We start from the raw sequence: 16,698 nt of genomic DNA, 5'->3' as shown, positions 1-16,698 counted from the left end.
CGGGCACTGCGGGTAGCGGCTCGGTAGCAAGAATCGCGGGTTCCTTATGCGGCCTTCATCGTGCTACAACAGGTCTACACCACTGATGGTGTAGACCACCTGGACGCCGCCGTCCCCCTTCCCTTTCCGTTGCTGGGCGGCGCCATGCCCACTGGAGGAAGTTGTGTCCACGGCCAGCGCCGCTCCCGCGGCCGAGAAGAAGAAGGGCTCCGGCACGATGGCTGTCATGCAGCGTATCGGCCGCAGCCTGATGCTGCCGGTCGCCGTGCTGCCCGCCGCCGCGCTGCTGGTCCGCTTCGGCAACGCCGACATGCTCGGCGACCCGGAGTACCCCGCCTTCCTCACGAAGATCGCGGGCTTCATGACGGCCGGCGGCAACGCCATTCTCGACAACATGGCCCTGCTCTTCGCGGTGGGCATCGCGATCGGCTTCGCGAAGAAGTCGGACGGCTCGACCGCCCTCGCGGCCGTCGTCGGCTACCTGGTCTTCAAGAACGTGCTCGGCACCTTCACCGACGGCAGCCTGCCGAAGAAGGAAGCGATCGTCGACGGCAAGATCGTCATGGTCGAGCAGGCGGTGGACGCCAAGGTGCTCGGCGGCGTGGTCATGGGCCTCGTCGTCGCGCTGCTCTACCAGCGCTTCTACCGCACCAAGCTGCCCGACTGGGCGGGCTTCTTCGGCGGCCGCCGTCTGGTCCCGATCCTGGCGGCCTTCGCGGGCCTGATCATCGGCATCGTCTTCGGCTACATCTGGCCGGTGCTCGGCACGGGTCTGCACAACTTCGGTGAGTGGCTGGTCGGCTCCGGCGCGGTCGGCGCGGGCATCTTCGGTGTCGCCAACCGCGCGCTGATCCCGATCGGCATGCACCACCTGCTGAACTCCTTCCCGTGGTTCCAGGCGGGCGAGTACGAGGGCAAGAGCGGCGACATCGCCCGCTTCCTGGCCGGTGACCCGACCGCGGGCCAGTTCATGACCGGCTTCTTCCCGATCATGATGTTCGCCCTGCCGGCCGCCTGCCTGGCGATCGTGCACTGTGCGCGCCCGGAGCGCCGCAAGGTCGTCGGCGGCATGATGTTCTCCCTCGCGCTGACCTCGTTCGTCACCGGTGTCACCGAGCCGATCGAGTTCACCTTCATGTTCATCGCGCCGGTGCTGTACGCCCTGCACGCGGTGCTGACCGGTGTCTCGATGGCGCTGACCTGGGCGCTGGGTATGAAGGACGGCTTCGGCTTCTCGGCCGGCGCGGTCGACTTCTTCCTGAACCTGGGCATCGCGACCAACCCGTGGGGCCTGGCCCTGGTCGGCCTCTGCTTCGCGGCCGTCTACTACGTGGTCTTCCGCTTCGCGATCACCAAGTTCAACCTCCCCACGCCGGGCCGCGAGTCCGACGAGGAACTGGCGGAACTGCAGAAGGCCGAGGCCAAGTAGGCCCGGTCGGTCCCCGACCGCACGAAGGCCCCCGGACGGCGTCCGGGGGCCTTCGTCATGTCGTGGTGCCGTGTGCGTCGTGCGGGTCAGATCTCGTACGACTTCCTGGGCAGCGCCAGTTCCGCCGGACCGTCGTACACCGCGCGGGCGTCGGCGAGGTTGACCTGCGGGTCGGTCCACGGGGGGATGTGGGTGAGGAGCAGTCGGCGGGCACCTGCCCGGGCCGCCGTCTCGCCCGCCTCGCGGCCGTTGAGGTGCAGGTCGGGGATGTGCTCCTTGCCGTGCGTGAAGGCGGCCTCGCACAGGAAGAGGTCGACGTCCCGGGCCAGTTCGTCCAGCGCGCCGCTGACACCGGTGTCGCCGGAGTACGTCAGCGTCCGTCCGGCGTGCTCGACCCGGATGCCGTACGCCTCCACGGGGTGGGCCACCCGTTCGGTGTGCACCGTGAAGGGGCCTATGTCGAACGTGGACGGCTTGACCGTGTGGAAGTCGAAGACCTCGCTCATCGAGGAGGCCGACGGGGTGTCGGCGTAGGCCGTGGTCAGACGGTGCTCGGTGCCCTCGGGGCCGTACACCGGGAGGGGGGCGCAGCGGCCGCCGTCGTGGCGGTAGTAGCGCGCCACGAAGTAGCCGAGCATGTCGATGCAGTGGTCGGCGTGCAGATGGCTGAGGAAGATCGCGTCGAGGTCGTAGAGACCGCAGTGGCGCTGCAACTCGCCCAGGGCGCCATTGCCCATGTCAAGGAGCAGCCGGAAGCCGTCGGCCTCGACGAGGTAGCTCGAACAGGCCGATTCCGCGGACGGGAACGACCCGGAGCAGCCGACGACGGTGAGCTTCATGAAGCAGAAACCTCCGCGGGCGGATGGGGAGAAACGGGGGGTCGTGCGGTCCGTCGAGCGTAAGGCGCGAAACGTCCGGTCGCTCCTCCGCCAGGGGCCGTTGTGGGGGAACTCACCTGTGCTGTCACCGGTTCGGCTGGACGCGCGGCGCGGCGGAGGGCGCGCGTGCGGGTGCGTGCGCCGGTAACGTCATCGTATGGACACGTCCTGGTGGTTGGCACTCGCAGCGGTGGTGCTGCTCGCGCTGGTCGCCGCGCTCGTGGACGGCTGGGGGCGGCGCCGGCCCACGGGCCGGCGGACGCGGCCACCGGGTCGCGCGGAGGGACCGGCCGCCCGGCCGCGGGCGGCGGAGATCTGGTGGGCCAACGTGCCCTACGAGGACGGGCCCGGCGCCAAGGACCGGCCGTGCCTGGTGCTGGCGGTGCACGGGCGGCGGGCGACGGTCGCGAAGATCACCAGCAAGTACCACGACGAGCGGGCCGGGGTGATCCCGCTGCCGCCGGGCTCGGTCGGCGACACCCAGGGCCGGACGAGCTTCCTGGAGACGGACGAACTGCGCGAGGTCGCGCTGTGGGACTTCCGGCGCCGGGTCGGGGTGGTGGACCCGGTCCTGTGGGACCAGGTCCGCCACCTGACGACCTAGGTTCTGACGCTCGCGGGGGCGTTGCTCACGCCCAGAGCTGCCCCCGCAGGGTCTCGATCGCTTCCTCCGTCGTCGCCGCCGTGTAGACGCCCGTGGAGAGGTACTTCCAGCCGCCGTCCGCCACGACGAACACGATGTCCGCGCTCTCGCCGGCCTTCAGCGCCTTGTTGCCGACGCCGATCGCCGCGTGCAGGGCCGCGCCGGTGGAGACGCCCGCGAAGATGCCCTCCTGCTGGAGCAGTTCACGTGTGCGGGTGACCGCGTCGGCGGAGCCCACCGAGAAGCGGGTGGTCAGCACGGAGGCGTCGTACAGCTCCGGTACGAAGCCCTCGTCGAGGTTGCGCAGGCCGTACACCAGGTCGTCGTAGCGCGGCTCGGCGGCGACGATCTTCACGTCCGGCCGCTGCTCGCGCAGGAAGCGGCCGACGCCCATGAGGGTGCCCGTGGTGCCGAGGCCGGCGACGAAGTGCGTGAGGGAGGGCAGGTCGGCGAGGATCTCCGGGCCGGTGGTGGCGTAGTGCGCGCCGGCGTTGTCCGGGTTGCCGTACTGGTAGAGCATCACCCACTCGGGGTGCTCGGCGGACAGCTCCTTGGCAACGCGTACGGCGGTGTTCGAGCCGCCCGCGGCCGGGGAGGAGATGATCTCCGCGCCCCACATGCCGAGCAGGTCCCGGCGTTCCTGCGAGGTGTTCTCGGGCATCACGCACACCATGCGGTAGCCCTTGAGCTTGGCCGCCATGGCGAGGGAGATGCCGGTGTTGCCGGAGGTCGGCTCCAGGATGGTGCAGCCCGGGGTGAGCCGGCCGTCCTTCTCCGCCTGCTCGATCATGTGCAGGGCCGGGCGGTCCTTGATCGAGCCGGTCGGGTTGCGGTCCTCCAGCTTGGCCCAGATCCGGACCTCGGCGGACGGCGAGAGCCGCGGCAGGCGCACCAACGGGGTGTTGCCCACCGCTGCCAGCGGGGAGTCGTATCGCATCGGGGCCGGGGCCTCAGGCCATGCCGCCGGCCACGGCCGGCAGGATCGTGACGTTGTCGCCGTCGGTCAGCTTGGTGTTGATGCCGTCGAGGAAGCGGACGTCCTCGTCGTTCAGATAGACGTTGACGAAGCGGCGCAGCTGGTCTCCGTCCACGATGCGGGCCTGGATGCCCGCATGCCGGGTGTCGAGGTCGGCGAACAGGTCGGCGAGGGTGGCCCCGGTGCCGTCGACGGCCTTCTGACCGTCGGTGTACTGGCGGAGGATGGTGGGGATGCGGACCTCGATGGCCATGGCTCAGGGCTCCTGTCGGGAGAAGTCAGGTTCGGTGGGCGCGCGGCAGCGCGGTGACAGCAGGTCGTGCGTACGTCGCGCCGCGGCTCACGGCCGTACGGCGGCAGGCGTCGGCGTCAACAGATGGCGCTGGCGAGCCTGCACAGGTCGACGTGCAGCCGCGCCACGAGCAGGGCGCCCGGCGTCTTGTCGCTCACGTCGAGGAAAACCATGGGCTCATCGTATCGATTCCTGGTCCGGGTCCTGGAATGTGATCTCGGATGGTGGATGAATTCTGACCGAATCCCGGGATCAGTAGGTTTCCACGACCCTGACCTCCTCCTCCGTGACCTCGCCCTCGACGATCCGGAAGGAACGGAACTGGAAGTCGCCGAGACCGTCGGTGTCGGCGGTGGAGACGAGGACGTAGTGGGCGCCGGGCTCGTTGGCGTAGGAGATGTCCGTGCGGGAGGGGTAGGCCTCGGTCGCCGTGTGCGAGTGGTAGATGATCACCGGATCCTCGTCACGGTCGTCCATCTCACGGTAGAGCTTGAGGAGATCGCCGGAGTCGAACTCGTAGAACGTGGGCGAGCGGGCGGCGTTCAGCATCGGGATGAAGCGCTCGGGGCGGCCCTCGCCCACCGGGCCCGCGACCACGCCGCACGCCTCGTCGGGGTGGTCCTCACGCGCGTGGGCGACGATCCGGTCGTACAGGTCCTGGGTGATGGTCAGCATGACGGTCAGGATAAGCAGAAGGCCGTCCCGTACCGAGGGGTGGTACGGGACGGCCCACATGCCGGACGCCCTGAGCGGCGGCGGCAGGGAGCACCACGAGTGCTCGCTGCCGCCGGACGTCCTCGCGTTGGTCAGCCGACCTTCTCGAACTCCGACGTGCGGCGTTCGGCGATCTGCGGGTTGCGTGCCTTGAGGATCATCCAGCCGATCCCCAGGGCGGCGGCCCAGCCGGCCATCACGTAGAGGCAGACGCGGGCGTCCGCGTCGTAGGCGATGATGCCGGTCACGAAGAGCAGGAACGCGATGGCGACGTACGAGCACTTCGCGCCACCCGGTGCCGGGAAGGAGGAGGCGGGCAGCCGGCCCGCCTCGACCGCGCGGCGGTACAGGACGTGGCTGACCAGGATCATCAGCCAGGTCCAGATGCCGGCGGCGGTGGCGATGGAGGTGACGTAGCCGAAGGCCTTCTCCGGGACGACGTAGTTCAGGACCACGCCGATGCCCATGAAGCACACGGAGACGAGGATGCCCAGGGCGGGCGTCTTGGTCGACGACAGCTTGGTGAAGGCCCGCGGGGCCTCGCCGCTCTCGGCCAGGTTCCGCAGCATGCGGCCCGTCGAGTACATGCCGGAGTTGCAGGACGACAGCGCCGCGGTGAGCACGACGAAGTTGACGATGGCCGCGCCCGCCGGGATGCCGATCTGCGCGAAGGCCTCGACGAAGGGGCTGACGCCTGGCGCGAACTCGGTCCACTTCACGACGCAGAGGATGACGGTGAGGGCACCGACGTAGAACAGGGCGATGCGCCACGGCAGGGTGTTGATCGCCTTGGGGAGGGTCTTCTCGGGGTTCTCGGACTCGCCGGCGGTGACGCCGACCAGCTCGACGGCGAGGTAGGCGAACATGACGCCCTGGAGGGTCATCAGGGACGAGCCGATGCCCTTGGGGAAGAAGCCGTCGAAGGCCCAGAGGTTGGAGACGGCGGCCGTGTCACCGGCGCTGCTGAAACCGAAGGTCAGCACGCCGAGGCCGATCACGATCATGCCGATCAGGGCGGTGACCTTGACCATCGAGAACCAGAACTCCAGCTCACCGAAGAGCTTCACGGAGATCAGGTTGACCCCGAACAGGATCACCAGGAAGACCAGCGCCGTCACCCATTGTGGAATGGACGGGAACCAGTAGTTGACGTAGATCGCGGCGGCGGTCAGTTCCGCCATGCCGGTGACGACCCACATCAGCCAGTACGTCCAGCCGGTGAAGTAGCCGAAGAACGGGCCGAGGAACTCGCGGGAGTACTCCGCGAAGGAACCCGAGACGGGGCGGTAGAGCAGGAGCTCGCCGAGCGCCCGCATGATGAAGAAGATGATCACGCCGGCGAGGGCGTACATCAGGATCAGGCTGGGGCCGGCCTTGGCGATGTTCGCCCCGGCACCCAGGAAGAGGCCGACGCCGATGGCGCCGCCGATCGCGATCATCTGGACCTGACGGCTGCCGAGCCCGCGCTCGTATCCCTCTTCAGGAGCGTCCGTGACCTTCTCAGAGGCCATGTGTTGTGCGCCTTTCTCCATGCCGACCCGGACCTCTCGTCGGCCTCGGATCGGGTTTCGATCCCCCCGGATTGATGGAGCTGAGCAACCCTCCCAAGGCCGCTCGTGCCTGGCCGACGGTCGTCGGCTCGGTGGCGCACCCGGCGCGACATAAGGGTGGTGTTCGCCGGGCGGTCGTGAAGATTTATCACGGCCGCAACACTGATCGCCCGGGGAGTGTGTGGCGCACGACACAGGAAGAACCGGACAAACGGACACCTAAAGGCCTAAAACCGGCCACAGCGGTGACAGGATCGTTATCCGGAATTGAGCGTCCGCTGAGCGAACACATCGCCTTCACAATCAGGGCGAAAGGGTGGAGATCAGTGTCTCCTGGAGCCCGCCGAGCCAGAGATAGGCCATCACCATGGGCTTGCGCGGGTCCTCGTCCGGCAGCCGGTAGAGCAGATCTGTGTCGTCCTCTTCGGAGATCTCCAGCCGGGAGCCGATCGCGAGGCGCAGATCGTTGAGGGCGCCGAGCCACTGCTGGGACCGCTCCGGGGTCAGCTGGAGCACCGCCCCGCCGTCCCCGGGGGAGGCCAGCTCGTCCAGCGAGCGGATCACCGCCAGGGCGTTCTCCCGCTTGCCGGCCCGCAGGTCGTTCTCGGTGTAGCGGCGGAACTCGGCGGAGTGCGCCTGCTGCTCCTCGTCCTCCTCGGGCCGCTCGGGGTCGCTGTAGGCGTCCGGGAACAGGCGGCGGAGCACCGGGTCGGAGGGCGGTTCGCTCGGGCCCTCGGCGAACAGCTCGGCCAGCGGGTCCGCGGAGGCGTCCTCGCCGGGGCCGGGGCCGATGAGTTCCAGCAGCTGGACGGCCAGCGAGCGGATGATGGAGATCTCGACGTCGTCGAGGGCGACGGCCGCGCCGCCGCCGGGGAGCGGTTCGAAGGTTCCTGGCATGGCGGCGATCGCTACTTCCGGTCCTGCTGGAGGGTGGCCCACAGACCGTAGCCGTGCATGGCCTGCACGTCGCGTTCCATCTCCTCGCGGCTACCGCTGGAGACGACCGCCCGGCCCTTGTGGTGGACGTCGAGCATGAGCTTGGTGGCCTTGTCCTTGGAGTAGCCGAAGTACGACTGGAAGACGTACGTCACATAGCTCATGAGGTTGACCGGGTCGTTGTGCACGATCGTGACCCAGGGGACGTCCGGCTCTGGTACGGCAGAGACCTCCTGAGCCGACTCGGTGCGTTCGATCTCGATGGGAGCGGCTGACGTCACAACTCCCATGCTGCCATGGGCTCCACAAATCGTCACACTGACGAAATGGGGTGTAGCATCGGTTGCCATGAACACAGCGGACCTTGGGCTGCCGGTGGACGTCCCCTCGACCGCCCTCTTCACGGACCAGTACGAGCTGACGATGCTCCAGGCCGCGCTGCGGGCCGGCACCGCCGGGCGACGCAGCGTCTTCGAGGTCTTCACCCGGCGGCTGCCGGAGGGGCGCCGGTACGGCGTGGTGGCCGGGACCGGCCGCGTCCTGGACGCCGTCGAGAACTTCCGCTTCGACGCGGACGTCCTGCGCTTCCTGCGGGAGGGCGAGATCGTCGGCGAGGAGACCCTCGACTGGCTCGCCGGCTACCGCTTCTCCGGCGACATCTGGGGCTACCCCGAGGGCGAGGTGTACTTCCCGGGATCGCCGATCATGCGGGTCGAGGGCAGCTTCGCCGAGTGCGTGCTGCTGGAGACGGTGATCCTGTCCATCCTCAACCACGACTCCGCGATCGCCGCGGCGGCCTCCCGGATGTCCTCGGCCGCCGGGGGCCGCCCGCTGATCGAGATGGGCGCCCGGCGCACCCACGAGCTCGCCGCGGTCGCCGCCGCGCGGGCCGCGTACGTCGGCGGCTTCGCCTCCACGTCGGACCTGGCCGCCGGGTTCCGCTACGGGATCCCGACGGTGGGCACCTCCGCCCACGCCTTCACCCTGCTCCACGACCGCGAGCGCGACGCCTTCCAGGCCCAGGTCGAGTCCATGGGGCGGGGGACGACCCTGCTGGTGGACACGTACGACGTCGCGGAGGCCGTCCGTACGGCGGTGGAGGTCGCCGGGCCCGAGCTGGGGGCCGTGCGGATCGACTCGGGGGATCTGCTGCTGGTCGCGCACCGGGTGCGTCAGCAGCTGGACGAGCTGGGCGCGACGAGCACGAGGATCATCGTGACCTCGGACCTCGACGAGTACGCCATCGCCTCACTGGCGGCGGCGCCCGTGGACGCGTACGGCGTCGGCACCCAGCTGGTCACCGGCTCCGGGCACCCGACGGCCTCGATGGTCTACAAACTGGTCGCCCGCGCCGAGTCCGAGGACCCGAAGGCGCCGCTCGTGCCGGTGGCGAAGAAGTCGTCCAGCGGCAAGATCTCCATCGGGGGCCGCAAGTGGGCCGCCCGGCGGCTGGACGGGCAGGGCGTGGCCGAGGCGGAGGTCGTCGGCACGGGGGCCGTCCCGGCGGGGCTGGCCGACCGGCAGCTGCTGGTCGAGCTGGTCAAGGGCGGCGAGGTGGTCGCCCGCGAGCCGCTCGACGCCACCCGCGATCGGCACATCGCCGCCCGCGCCGACCTGCCCCTGTCGGCGACCCAGCTGTCCCGGGGGGAGCCGGTTCTCCCGACGGAGTACGCGACCGAGGGCTAGCGCGGTCCGGCGGGGCGCGTGCGTACGCGCCCCGTAGCGCCCCCTCCCGCCGCGTGCCCGGAGTCTCTAGGCTCGGAGTTTCAGATGCACCCGCCGGACGGGCCCGCGCCCCCTCAGCACCAGGCTCCGCACCGACCCGTACCGAACCGCCGGGACGACAGTCGACAGACCCCATAGCCGAAGGACACCGACCATGCGCCGCGCCTTGATCGTCGTAGACGTGCAGAACGATTTCTGCGAGGGGGGCAGTCTCGCGGTGACCGGGGGTGCCGATGTGGCCGCCGCGATCACCGAGCTGATCGGGCAGGCTCCCGCCGGGTACCGCCATGTGGTCGCGACCCGTGACCATCACATCGCGCCCGGTGGCCACTTCGCGGACAACCCCGACTTCGCGCACTCCTGGCCCGCGCACTGCGTCGCGGGCACGGAGGGGGTCGGCTTCCACCCGAACTTCGCCCCGGCCGTCGCCTCCGGCTCCATCGACGCGGTCTTCGACAAGGGCGCGTACGCGGCGGCGTACAGCGGCTTCGAGGGCGTCGACGAGAACGGGACCTCGCTGGCCGACTGGCTGCGCGAGCGGCAGATCGACGAGGTGGACGTGGTCGGCATCGCGACCGATCACTGCGTACGCGCGACGGCCCTCGACGCGGCCCGCGAGGGCTTCCGCACCCACGTCCTGCTGGACCTCACGGCGGGCGTCGCGGAGGCGACCACGGAAAGAGCCCTGGAGGAGCTGCGCGAGGCGGGCGTGGAACTGTCGGGGAAGCCGGTCGTCTGAGCCCTTCCGAACCCGCTCGGGCAAGCGGGCCGCCGGGCAGCACCCGGACGCCGCAGCCGGGCAAGGACGGCCGCTCCGGTGGCCCGCCGCCCGTGCGGCCGGGCATGGCCGCTGGAGGCCCGGGACACCGAGCGGAGGAGCCCTTTCGGCCGGGTGCGGTCGTCGGAGGTGTGCTGCTGCCGGAGCCCGGTCAAGGCAGCAGGGGTTCGTCCGTCCGGGCCCCTGGGCGGGGATCGCTCGGGTGGGTCACATCTGGGCCGTGGGGCGGCGCAGGAGGGCCCGGATCGGGCGCCAGAGTTCCTGGGTGAGGTCGGGGCCGCCGAGGGTCGCGTCGGGGGCCGTGCGCCATATCAGGCCGTCCGGATGGTGCAGGACCGCCGTGATCTCGTCCGGGCTGGGTGGGGCCGCGTTGCCGCGCAGGTAGACCGCCCGCAGCCCCAGGTTGCGCAGCCTGGTCAGGGCGCGCGCCCGGTTCTGGGCGTGGACGAGCACACGCACCGCGGCGGACCCGTCGGCGGCGGGGCTGGGCAGGTTCAGCGCCACCACCACCGTGCCGTTCGGCAGCTTGCAGAAACCTCCTGCGGCCATGTCTTCATACCCCCGTATCAGCCGGTGTCAATAAGAGAACCACAGGACGCACCTAAACACGGATCGGCGGTGACCCGCCAGGGGGTCACCGCCGATCACGCTCTGACCTGGGCGGATACCGACTACCTACCCGCGGGGCCAACCTCCAGCTCGACCGTCGAGCCGTTCGAGGCCTCCTTCAGGATCTTGATCTTCGTGTTGGTGTCAGTGATCTTGACGCCGCCGGTCGGGTTCGACTCGTCGTAGTAGTCACCGGTGCGGTCGTTGAAGACCGGGACACCCTTCGACCCCGGGATGTACTTCGCCACGTCCGCCTTGTGCAGCGTCATGCCGTCGGTGCGGCCGAGGCTGAACGGCGAGTCGTAGGCCTGGATGCGGTTGCGCATCAGCGTGCCGTCGGCCCACTTGAGCGCGGTCGGGTGGGAGTCGATCGGCAGCACCAGACCGGTACCCGCGTGCTGACTGGTGTTGTTGTCCTGCTGGGAGGTGTCCCACTTCCAGATCAACAGGCCGTTCTGGTACGCGTAGTGCTCCACCCAGTCCGGGCGCTCCGTGAAACCGAAGTTGTACGGACCGGTCTTGAGCGTCTCGTCGTACGACACGTACTGCCGGTTCTCGGCGATGTAGTACTGCGCGTAGTCCTTGGTGAAGGACGCGCCGACGCGGGAGAAGCCGGCGGCCGTCCAAGCGGCGTCCGCGGCCTCGGCGTTGTCGGAGAAGACGGGCGCACCGTCCGCGGTCACCTTGATCGCGTCGGCCGTGAAGCCCTTCTGGGCCACGCCGCCGTCGGTCTGGTAGCGGAAGCGCAGGCCGATCTTCTGGCCGGCGTAGGCGTCGAGCGAGTACGCGAACTTCTTGTACCCGTCGAGCGTGCCGTGCAGGGCGGGCTTGTCGCTGCCGTCACGCGGGACCGGCCGGCCGTCCACCGTGCCGTCGACGGCGGTCCAGTTGGCGCCGCCGTCGGTCGAGACCTCGGCGTAGAGGTAGTCGTAGTTGGCCTCGATGTCGTACCAGCCGTCGAAGGTCAGCTCGGCGGACGACTTGCCGGTGAGGTCGACCGAACGCGTCAGCGTGTTCTTGAGGTTGTCACCGCTGCCGCTCCACCACTGGGTCTGTCCCTCGGAGGGAGCGATGATCTCGGTGGTGACGGCCTTCTTCGGCAGCTGGACGACCAGCGCCTGCTTGTGCTTCGTGTTGTACTCGGCGACGCCCAGCTTGTGCCAGGAGTTGACCCCGGCCTTGGCGGTGTCGTAGTTCAGCCAGCCCAGCTGGAGCTTGTCCCAGGCGGTCATGTCGCCGGGGAGGTTGCCTATCTCGTTCTTGCCGGTGCCGAGCCACGAGCCGGACGACATCAGCGTCCAGAAGCCGGTGGAGTTCTCGCCGCCCGCGGTGTCGTAGTGGTCCGGCAGACCGAGGTCGTGACCGTACTCGTGGGCGTAGACGCCGAGTCCGCCGTTCTCCGGCTGGACCGTGTAGTCGCCGACCCAGATGCCGGTGGAGCCGATCTGCGTGCCGCCGAGCTTGTTCTGCTCGGGGCCGGTGGCGCCGGCGTCCGTGCCGAAGGCGTACCAGCGGTGGGCCCAGATCGCGTCGGTGCCCTGGGCACCGCCGCCCGCGGACTCGTCCTCGCCGGCGTGCACGACCTGGAAGTGGTCGATGTAGCCGTCGGGCTCGTTGAAGTCGCCGTCACCGTCGAAGTCGTAACGGTCCCACTCGTCGAACCGCGCGGCGTCCGCCTTGATCTGCGCGTCGGTGCGGCCGGCCGCCTTCTGCTGGGCGACCCAGGCGTTCAGGCCGTCACTGACGACGTTCCACACGCTCGGGCAGTTGGTGTCGCCGCAGGCGTTGTTGCCGTAGCGGGCCTCGTTGTAGGGGACCTTGACCCAGTCCGAGACCTCGCCGTCGACCGAGTAGCGGCCGGAGGACTGCTTCTCGTAGTACGTCTTGACCGAGTCGACGCCCTTGCCGGAACCGAAGTACAGGTCCTCGAAGTGCTGCTGGTCGTAGTCGGCCTGCCAGGCCGTGGAGTTGTCCTTCTTGCGGTCCGGCTTGGCTATCTGGTTGTGCAGCGGGCCCGCGGTGCCGCCGTAGCGGGGGTCCGTCTTGTCGCCGAACTCGACCAGGATGGTGAAGATCTTGTCGGTCTTCTCCCGGCCCAGCTCGACGTACTTGGCGTCGCCCTTCTTGCTCTTGAGCTGCACGACCCTCGAGCCGTCGCGCTGCTTCACGGAGGCCTGGCCGGATATGACCTGCTTCAGCGCCTCTTCACGCTGGGCCTCGACCGTCTTGCTCAGCGGGCCGTCGAGGTTGTGCTCGTGGCCCTTGTGGTTCTCCGGCGACGCGGGGTCATGCCGGTCGGCGGCGGGCGTCTTGGCCGCCGGGCCGGCCGAGTCCGCCTGGGCCACGGTGAGGCCGGAGAGCGTGGCGGTGGCCGCGGCGAGTGCGACCGCGGTCGCGGCAGCTCTCAACGTCCAGGGTCTGCTGGTCACTTGAGTTCCTCCCCAGCGTCCGGGGCGCGCGGAAAGGGGGGTGATGGAGGTGGTGCGTCCGCGCGCGCCTGATCAACGCGTGTAGTCAAGTGCCGACATTTGACTAGAGGTTGCGGAGAAAAGACAGACCTTGACTTGCGCAGGACAACTGCACTATGCGGAGATGACATTTCGCTTACCGAACAAGTCGGGACTCGTTCTCCGGGCGCGCGGGACGGCCGATCCGGTGGCCGACATGACTCGGTGCGCCCCCTGTGCATCGGCACTGTTGGTCAGGTCACGCTTACGGTTCGTTCCGGTCGGGCATGCACGCGAATAGATTCAGTCCGCACCCTCCCCCGCAGCGTGAGGCACGGGGGGAGTCCACCCCCATTCTTCGAGGACACGATTGCCATGCCTCGTCCGACCGCCGCACAGCTCGCCTACGGTTCGTGCGCCGTGATCTTCTCGACCCTCGCCATGCTGCTGCTGTCACAGACGAGTTCGGGTGCGGGGATCGCGGTCATCGCCGTCGCGGCACTCCTGCTCGGGCTGCTGGTCGCCATGACGGTGCCCATGCCGAAGCGAACCCCGATACCCGCGCAACGGCCCGCCACCGACATCGCGCCGCCGAGGCCGGCGACGGTGCGCCGCGAGCCCGTACGGGAACCCACGGCCCACTGAGGAAGACACAAGCAGCACACGGCACGGCGGGCCCGTCACCTCCCAGGTGACGGGCCCGCCGTCGTGCCGACCGGGTCACGTGGTGCTGACCACCACCGTCTTCGCCGCCTTGTCGTGCAGCCCCTGCTTGTAGGGCCTGTCGAAGAAGCTCCAGCCGCCGCAGATCGCCGTCCAGACGCAGGCGCAGCAGAACGCGAACGGAATCCACAGCACCGCCGCGCGGAGCAGCGAGGCCTGAACGGAAGGCGTGGCTCCGTTGTCGAGATGTGCCACGCGCATGTTCAGCCATTTCTTGCCGAGGGTCTGACCCGACTTGGCGATCATGATCGTGTCGTACGCGATGTAGAGCACGGCCGCGATGACGGACTGCGCCACGGAGTCGCCGACGTCGACCCGGTCGGCGTCCACCTGGTACTCGTCCACGTTGAAGCCCCAGGTGATCAGCCAGACCACGATGCCGACCAGCACCATGTCGATGATCCGGGCCACCGTGCGCTTGCCGCTGTCGGCGAGCGGGGGCATACCGGCGAGCGGATCGCCGGGGTGCTCGCCACCGCCGTACGGGCCGCCGCCGTAGGGCCCGCCGCTCTGCGGCCCGCCACCGTAGGGTCCACCGCCGTACGGGCCGCCGCCGGGGGGCGGGGGCTGCTCACCGCCGCCCGGGGGCCTGTCGTACGGCGAGCCGGCCCCCTCGCCGGGCGGGGGCTGCTTCTTGAACGGGTCGTCCTCCGGCGGCTGCCCGCCGGAACCGGGGGGCGGTTCGGTGCTCATGGCCCGAGTCGACCGCGAACCCCGCGGCTCCGCATCCGGCGAGGGGCCGTCCGGAGTACCGGCCCCCGACAGACGCTCCGGACGGCCCTCCCGTCAGCCCGCGACGAACGTGTGTGCGGCCTTGTCGTGCCAGCACTGGCGCCACGGCCGGTCGAAGAGGCACCACAGCACACCGATGAGGCCGAAGCAGAGCAGACCGGGGACGCTGTAGACGAGCCAGCGGCGCAGGGCCGCGCCGAAGGACGGGGCGTCGTGGCCCTCGATGTCCCGCACCTCCAGGCCGAGCAGCTTCTTGCCCAGCGTGCGCCCCCACTTGGCGGTGGGCAGCGCCTCGTAGAGGACGCCGAAGACGAGCAGCACGGCGAGGACGATGCCGAGGTACGCCGCTGTCGTGCCGTCCAGCAGCCAGACGGTGACCGTCCGGCCGGAGAGCTTGGCCTCGTCGATCTTGCTCTGGACGTGGTCGAGGGCCTGCGTGCCGAGCGGCACGGCGGCGACCGCGGTGACGCCCGCGACGACCACGGTGTCGATCAGCCGGGCGGTCAGCCGCTTGCCGAGGCCGGCCGGGCGGGCCTCGGCCTGCCGTCGCGCCGCCGCCTGGAACACGTCCTCGACGGGGGGCTTCCACGGGGCGACGGGCTGCTCGTCGGGGGCGCCGCCGGAGGTGCCGGCGAGCCGGTGCACCTGCTGCGCCCAGGAGGACTGACCGCCGCCGGAGCCCGACGTGACGGGGGCGGCGGCCTGGGCCTGGTGGGGGACGCTCGCGGACTGCGGGGCGGGCGCCGGAGCCTGGGACGCAGCGGCGCGGGCGGCGGCCGCCTTCCCGGCACCGAAGCCGGGGGCGCCGGCCGGCTGCTGGCCTGGCGGGGGTGCCCAGCCGGGGGCGGCCTGGCCGCCGGACGGGGCGGGGCCGGGTGCCGCCGGGCCGGAAGGGCCCGGCTGAGGGGCGGTCATCGGTCCCGACGCCGGGGAGCCGGAAGCGGCGGTGCCCGGTGTCCCGGTGCCCCCGCCGTGCGCCCCGTCCTGCTGCCCCGTGCGCGGGGTGAGCGCACGGAACGTCATGGTGCCCGGGTCCTCGGGGGCATCCTCCGCACCGCCCGCACCCTGCGCCTTGGCGGTCGGACGACGGAACACGAACGTGTTGCCGGACGACGGCTGTTCGGACCCGGCAGGCGAGGGGGGTCCCCCGTGTTCGGGCGAAGCCGGGAACTCGGGGGGCGCCGTCGCGCCGTCCGTGCGGGCGGCGCCGCCGTCCGGCCGGGCGGACGGGTCCGCCGGGACGCGCGGGTCCGCGCCCTGGGCCGCGGGCCAGGCGACGCGCCGGTCCTGGTCGCCGCCGAAGCCGGACTGCCGGGAGCGGTCGGCGCCCCACGCGGAGGCGGGCTCGGGACGGCTGCCGTGCTGGGCGTCCTGGCGTCCGGGCGCGGGGTCCTCGTCGAAGAAGTGCGGCCCGGTCTCCTCGACGGCGGGCCGCGCGGGGCGCGTGCCGGAGGGCGGGGCGAGCGGCTCGCCGTCGGCCGGGGCCGGGCGACTGGTGCCCGGCACCCAGGCGGCTCCGTTCCAGTACCGGACATATCCAGGAATGGAGGGGTCCGGGTAATAGCCCTCGCGGGGCCTGTCGTCGCCTGGTGCCGGGGTTGGGGCGCTCATGTCCGTCGTCCCGTATCTGCTCGGGGGTGTTATGGGGGTCTCCACATCTATCAGACCGGCGCAACCCTCACCGCCCGTCCCGCCGGACCCGCCCCTTTCGAGCACGGTTGTGCTAGGCCGCCCCCTGCCGCGAAAGAACTCCGGAGAACCCGCGTAACGCTCCCGCCCCTTGCCGCTCTTGTCGGGTACGGGCCCCACGCCAGGGCCCCCGACCGAGGAGAGAGGCACGCCATGCACACCGTGGTGGAGCGCGAACTGGAGCTGAAACTCATCCTGTCGCCGGAGCGCGGCATCCCGGTGCCGGCCCGCCTGGCCTACCGCACCGACGACCCGTACGCCGTGCACATCTGTTTCCACATCGACTCCGAGCACCCCGTCAGCTGGACGTTCGCCCGGGACCTGCTGGTCGAGGGGGTGTTCCGGCCGTGCGGGCACGGGGACGTACGGGTGTGGCCGGCGAAGTCGGGCGGGCGTGTCGCCGTGTTGATGGCGCTGAGTTCACCCGACGGGGACGCCCTGCTGGAGGCACCGGCGGCGCAGGTGTCGGCCTGGCTGGAGCGCACGTTGCGCCTGGTGCCTCCGGGCTGTGAGGGCGAGCGGCTCGGCATCGACGACGGTCTGGACCGGCTGCTGGCCCGGTGAGACCGGTGCCGCC

General features: G+C 70.4%; 18 protein-coding genes. 6 read left to right on the top strand and 12 right to left on the bottom strand.

Annotated features, from left to right (window positions below):
- Positions 1-163: 163 nt before the first annotated feature.
- A complete protein-coding gene (locus ACFV6X_RS06175; RefSeq protein ID WP_365457702.1) occupies positions 164-1,429 on the top strand; it encodes a PTS transporter subunit EIIC in 1,266 nt (421 codons plus the stop codon).
- An 86-nt stretch (positions 1,430-1,515) separates the two neighbouring features.
- Here ACFV6X_RS06175 and ACFV6X_RS06170 read toward each other — a convergent pair whose 3' ends face one another.
- Complete coding sequence (locus ACFV6X_RS06170) at positions 1,516-2,268, bottom strand: MBL fold metallo-hydrolase (protein ID WP_385378361.1); 753 nt, start codon at positions 2,266-2,268, stop codon at positions 1,516-1,518.
- 196 nt (positions 2,269-2,464) lie between these two features.
- Between ACFV6X_RS06170 and ACFV6X_RS06165 the strand changes: the two genes are divergently transcribed.
- Positions 2,465-2,911, top strand: coding sequence for a type II toxin-antitoxin system PemK/MazF family toxin (locus tag ACFV6X_RS06165; RefSeq protein ID WP_385378358.1), 447 nt, complete (start codon positions 2,465-2,467; stop codon positions 2,909-2,911).
- Positions 2,912-2,936: 25 nt separating this feature from the next.
- Here the strand turns inward: ACFV6X_RS06165 and ACFV6X_RS06160 are convergent, their stop codons facing one another.
- The 7 genes from ACFV6X_RS06160 to clpS all read right to left on the bottom strand — a co-directional run bounded on the left by ACFV6X_RS06160 (position 2,937) and on the right by clpS (position 7,708).
- Positions 2,937-3,887, bottom strand: coding sequence for a PLP-dependent cysteine synthase family protein (locus ACFV6X_RS06160; protein ID WP_385378355.1), 951 nt, complete (start codon positions 3,885-3,887; stop codon positions 2,937-2,939).
- Positions 3,888-3,900: 13 nt separating this feature from the next.
- A complete protein-coding gene (locus ACFV6X_RS06155) occupies positions 3,901-4,179 on the bottom strand; it encodes a MoaD/ThiS family protein (protein WP_365457714.1) in 279 nt (92 codons plus the stop codon).
- Between the two features lie 116 nt (positions 4,180-4,295).
- Positions 4,296-4,391, bottom strand: a complete 96-nt coding sequence (locus ACFV6X_RS06150; RefSeq protein WP_365457717.1) for a putative leader peptide — start codon at positions 4,389-4,391, stop codon at positions 4,296-4,298.
- 79 nt (positions 4,392-4,470) lie between these two features.
- Complete coding sequence (locus ACFV6X_RS06145) at positions 4,471-4,893, bottom strand: Mov34/MPN/PAD-1 family protein (RefSeq protein WP_385378352.1); 423 nt, start codon at positions 4,891-4,893, stop codon at positions 4,471-4,473.
- A 131-nt stretch (positions 4,894-5,024) separates the two neighbouring features.
- On the bottom strand, positions 5,025-6,443 hold the full coding sequence (locus ACFV6X_RS06140; RefSeq protein WP_385378349.1) for an amino acid permease: 1,419 nt from the start codon (positions 6,441-6,443) through the stop codon (positions 5,025-5,027).
- Positions 6,444-6,785: 342 nt separating this feature from the next.
- Entirely contained in the window at positions 6,786-7,379 is a 594-nt protein-coding gene (locus tag ACFV6X_RS06135; protein ID WP_385378347.1) for a DUF2017 domain-containing protein, read from the bottom strand.
- An 11-nt stretch (positions 7,380-7,390) separates the two neighbouring features.
- Positions 7,391-7,708 (bottom strand): ATP-dependent Clp protease adapter ClpS, encoded by a 318-nt coding sequence (gene clpS, locus ACFV6X_RS06130; protein WP_365459137.1) that lies wholly within the window; start codon positions 7,706-7,708, stop codon positions 7,391-7,393.
- A gap of 58 nt (positions 7,709-7,766) precedes the next feature.
- Here clpS and ACFV6X_RS06125 point away from each other — a divergent pair, with 58 nt between their 5' ends.
- Both ACFV6X_RS06125 and ACFV6X_RS06120 read left to right on the top strand, forming a co-directional pair.
- Positions 7,767-9,104, top strand: coding sequence for a nicotinate phosphoribosyltransferase (locus ACFV6X_RS06125; RefSeq protein WP_385378344.1), 1,338 nt, complete (start codon positions 7,767-7,769; stop codon positions 9,102-9,104).
- Positions 9,105-9,297: 193 nt separating this feature from the next.
- Complete coding sequence (locus ACFV6X_RS06120; RefSeq protein ID WP_385378342.1) at positions 9,298-9,882, top strand: nicotinamidase; 585 nt, start codon at positions 9,298-9,300, stop codon at positions 9,880-9,882.
- Between the two features lie 246 nt (positions 9,883-10,128).
- On the opposite strand, the gene ACFV6X_RS06115 is transcribed toward ACFV6X_RS06120, so the two are convergent.
- Complete coding sequence (locus tag ACFV6X_RS06115; protein WP_365459146.1) at positions 10,129-10,470, bottom strand: hypothetical protein; 342 nt, start codon at positions 10,468-10,470, stop codon at positions 10,129-10,131.
- A gap of 122 nt (positions 10,471-10,592) precedes the next feature.
- Positions 10,593-12,959 carry an immune inhibitor A domain-containing protein gene (locus ACFV6X_RS06110; protein ID WP_385378339.1) on the bottom strand — a complete coding sequence of 789 codons (2,367 nt, stop codon included), beginning with the start codon at positions 12,957-12,959 and terminating at the stop codon, positions 10,593-10,595.
- 393 nt (positions 12,960-13,352) lie between these two features.
- Between ACFV6X_RS06110 and ACFV6X_RS06105 the strand changes: the two genes are divergently transcribed.
- Positions 13,353-13,622, top strand: coding sequence for a hypothetical protein (locus ACFV6X_RS06105; RefSeq protein WP_385378336.1), 270 nt, complete (start codon positions 13,353-13,355; stop codon positions 13,620-13,622).
- 75 nt (positions 13,623-13,697) lie between these two features.
- On the opposite strand, the gene ACFV6X_RS06100 is transcribed toward ACFV6X_RS06105, so the two are convergent.
- A complete protein-coding gene (locus ACFV6X_RS06100) occupies positions 13,698-14,393 on the bottom strand; it encodes an RDD family protein (RefSeq protein WP_385378333.1) in 696 nt (231 codons plus the stop codon).
- A 93-nt stretch (positions 14,394-14,486) separates the two neighbouring features.
- The gene (locus ACFV6X_RS06095) at positions 14,487-16,043 is read right to left on the bottom strand and encodes an RDD family protein (protein ID WP_385378331.1); all 1,557 of its coding nucleotides are present in this window, start codon (positions 16,041-16,043) and stop codon (positions 14,487-14,489) included.
- A 231-nt stretch (positions 16,044-16,274) separates the two neighbouring features.
- Between ACFV6X_RS06095 and ACFV6X_RS06090 the strand changes: the two genes are divergently transcribed.
- Positions 16,275-16,685, top strand: a complete 411-nt coding sequence (locus ACFV6X_RS06090; protein WP_385378328.1) for an SsgA family sporulation/cell division regulator — start codon at positions 16,275-16,277, stop codon at positions 16,683-16,685.
- The last annotated feature ends 13 nt before the right edge of the window (positions 16,686-16,698 follow it).

Origin of the sequence: Streptomyces sp. NPDC059861 (genome assembly GCF_042731435.1) — a bacterium.
In the GTDB taxonomy this organism is placed as follows: domain Bacteria; phylum Actinomycetota; class Actinomycetes; order Streptomycetales; family Streptomycetaceae; genus Streptomyces.
This window is presented reverse-complemented; position numbering and strand designations above follow the sequence as displayed.

Coding starts and splice junctions, on each gene's coding strand:
- ACFV6X_RS06105 (WP_385378336.1), top strand. CDS start 13,353: ATGCCTCGTCCGACCGCCGCACAGCTCGCCTACGGTTCGTGCGCCGTG.
- ACFV6X_RS06115 (WP_365459146.1), bottom strand. CDS start 10,470: ATGGCCGCAGGAGGTTTCTGCAAGCTGCCGAACGGCACGGTGGTGGTG.
- ACFV6X_RS06155 (WP_365457714.1), bottom strand. CDS start 4,179: ATGGCCATCGAGGTCCGCATCCCCACCATCCTCCGCCAGTACACCGAC.
- ACFV6X_RS06160 (WP_385378355.1), bottom strand. CDS start 3,887: ATGCGATACGACTCCCCGCTGGCAGCGGTGGGCAACACCCCGTTGGTG.
- ACFV6X_RS06095 (WP_385378331.1), bottom strand. CDS start 16,043: ATGAGCGCCCCAACCCCGGCACCAGGCGACGACAGGCCCCGCGAGGGC.
- ACFV6X_RS06135 (WP_385378347.1), bottom strand. CDS start 7,379: ATGCCAGGAACCTTCGAACCGCTCCCCGGCGGCGGCGCGGCCGTCGCC.
- ACFV6X_RS06140 (WP_385378349.1), bottom strand. CDS start 6,443: ATGGCCTCTGAGAAGGTCACGGACGCTCCTGAAGAGGGATACGAGCGC.
- ACFV6X_RS06100 (WP_385378333.1), bottom strand. CDS start 14,393: ATGAGCACCGAACCGCCCCCCGGTTCCGGCGGGCAGCCGCCGGAGGAC.
- clpS (WP_365459137.1), bottom strand. CDS start 7,708: ATGGGAGTTGTGACGTCAGCCGCTCCCATCGAGATCGAACGCACCGAG.
- ACFV6X_RS06165 (WP_385378358.1), top strand. CDS start 2,465: ATGGACACGTCCTGGTGGTTGGCACTCGCAGCGGTGGTGCTGCTCGCG.
- ACFV6X_RS06125 (WP_385378344.1), top strand. CDS start 7,767: ATGAACACAGCGGACCTTGGGCTGCCGGTGGACGTCCCCTCGACCGCC.
- ACFV6X_RS06090 (WP_385378328.1), top strand. CDS start 16,275: ATGCACACCGTGGTGGAGCGCGAACTGGAGCTGAAACTCATCCTGTCG.
- ACFV6X_RS06170 (WP_385378361.1), bottom strand. CDS start 2,268: ATGAAGCTCACCGTCGTCGGCTGCTCCGGGTCGTTCCCGTCCGCGGAA.
- ACFV6X_RS06145 (WP_385378352.1), bottom strand. CDS start 4,893: ATGCTGACCATCACCCAGGACCTGTACGACCGGATCGTCGCCCACGCG.
- ACFV6X_RS06150 (WP_365457717.1), bottom strand. CDS start 4,391: ATGGTTTTCCTCGACGTGAGCGACAAGACGCCGGGCGCCCTGCTCGTG.
- ACFV6X_RS06120 (WP_385378342.1), top strand. CDS start 9,298: ATGCGCCGCGCCTTGATCGTCGTAGACGTGCAGAACGATTTCTGCGAG.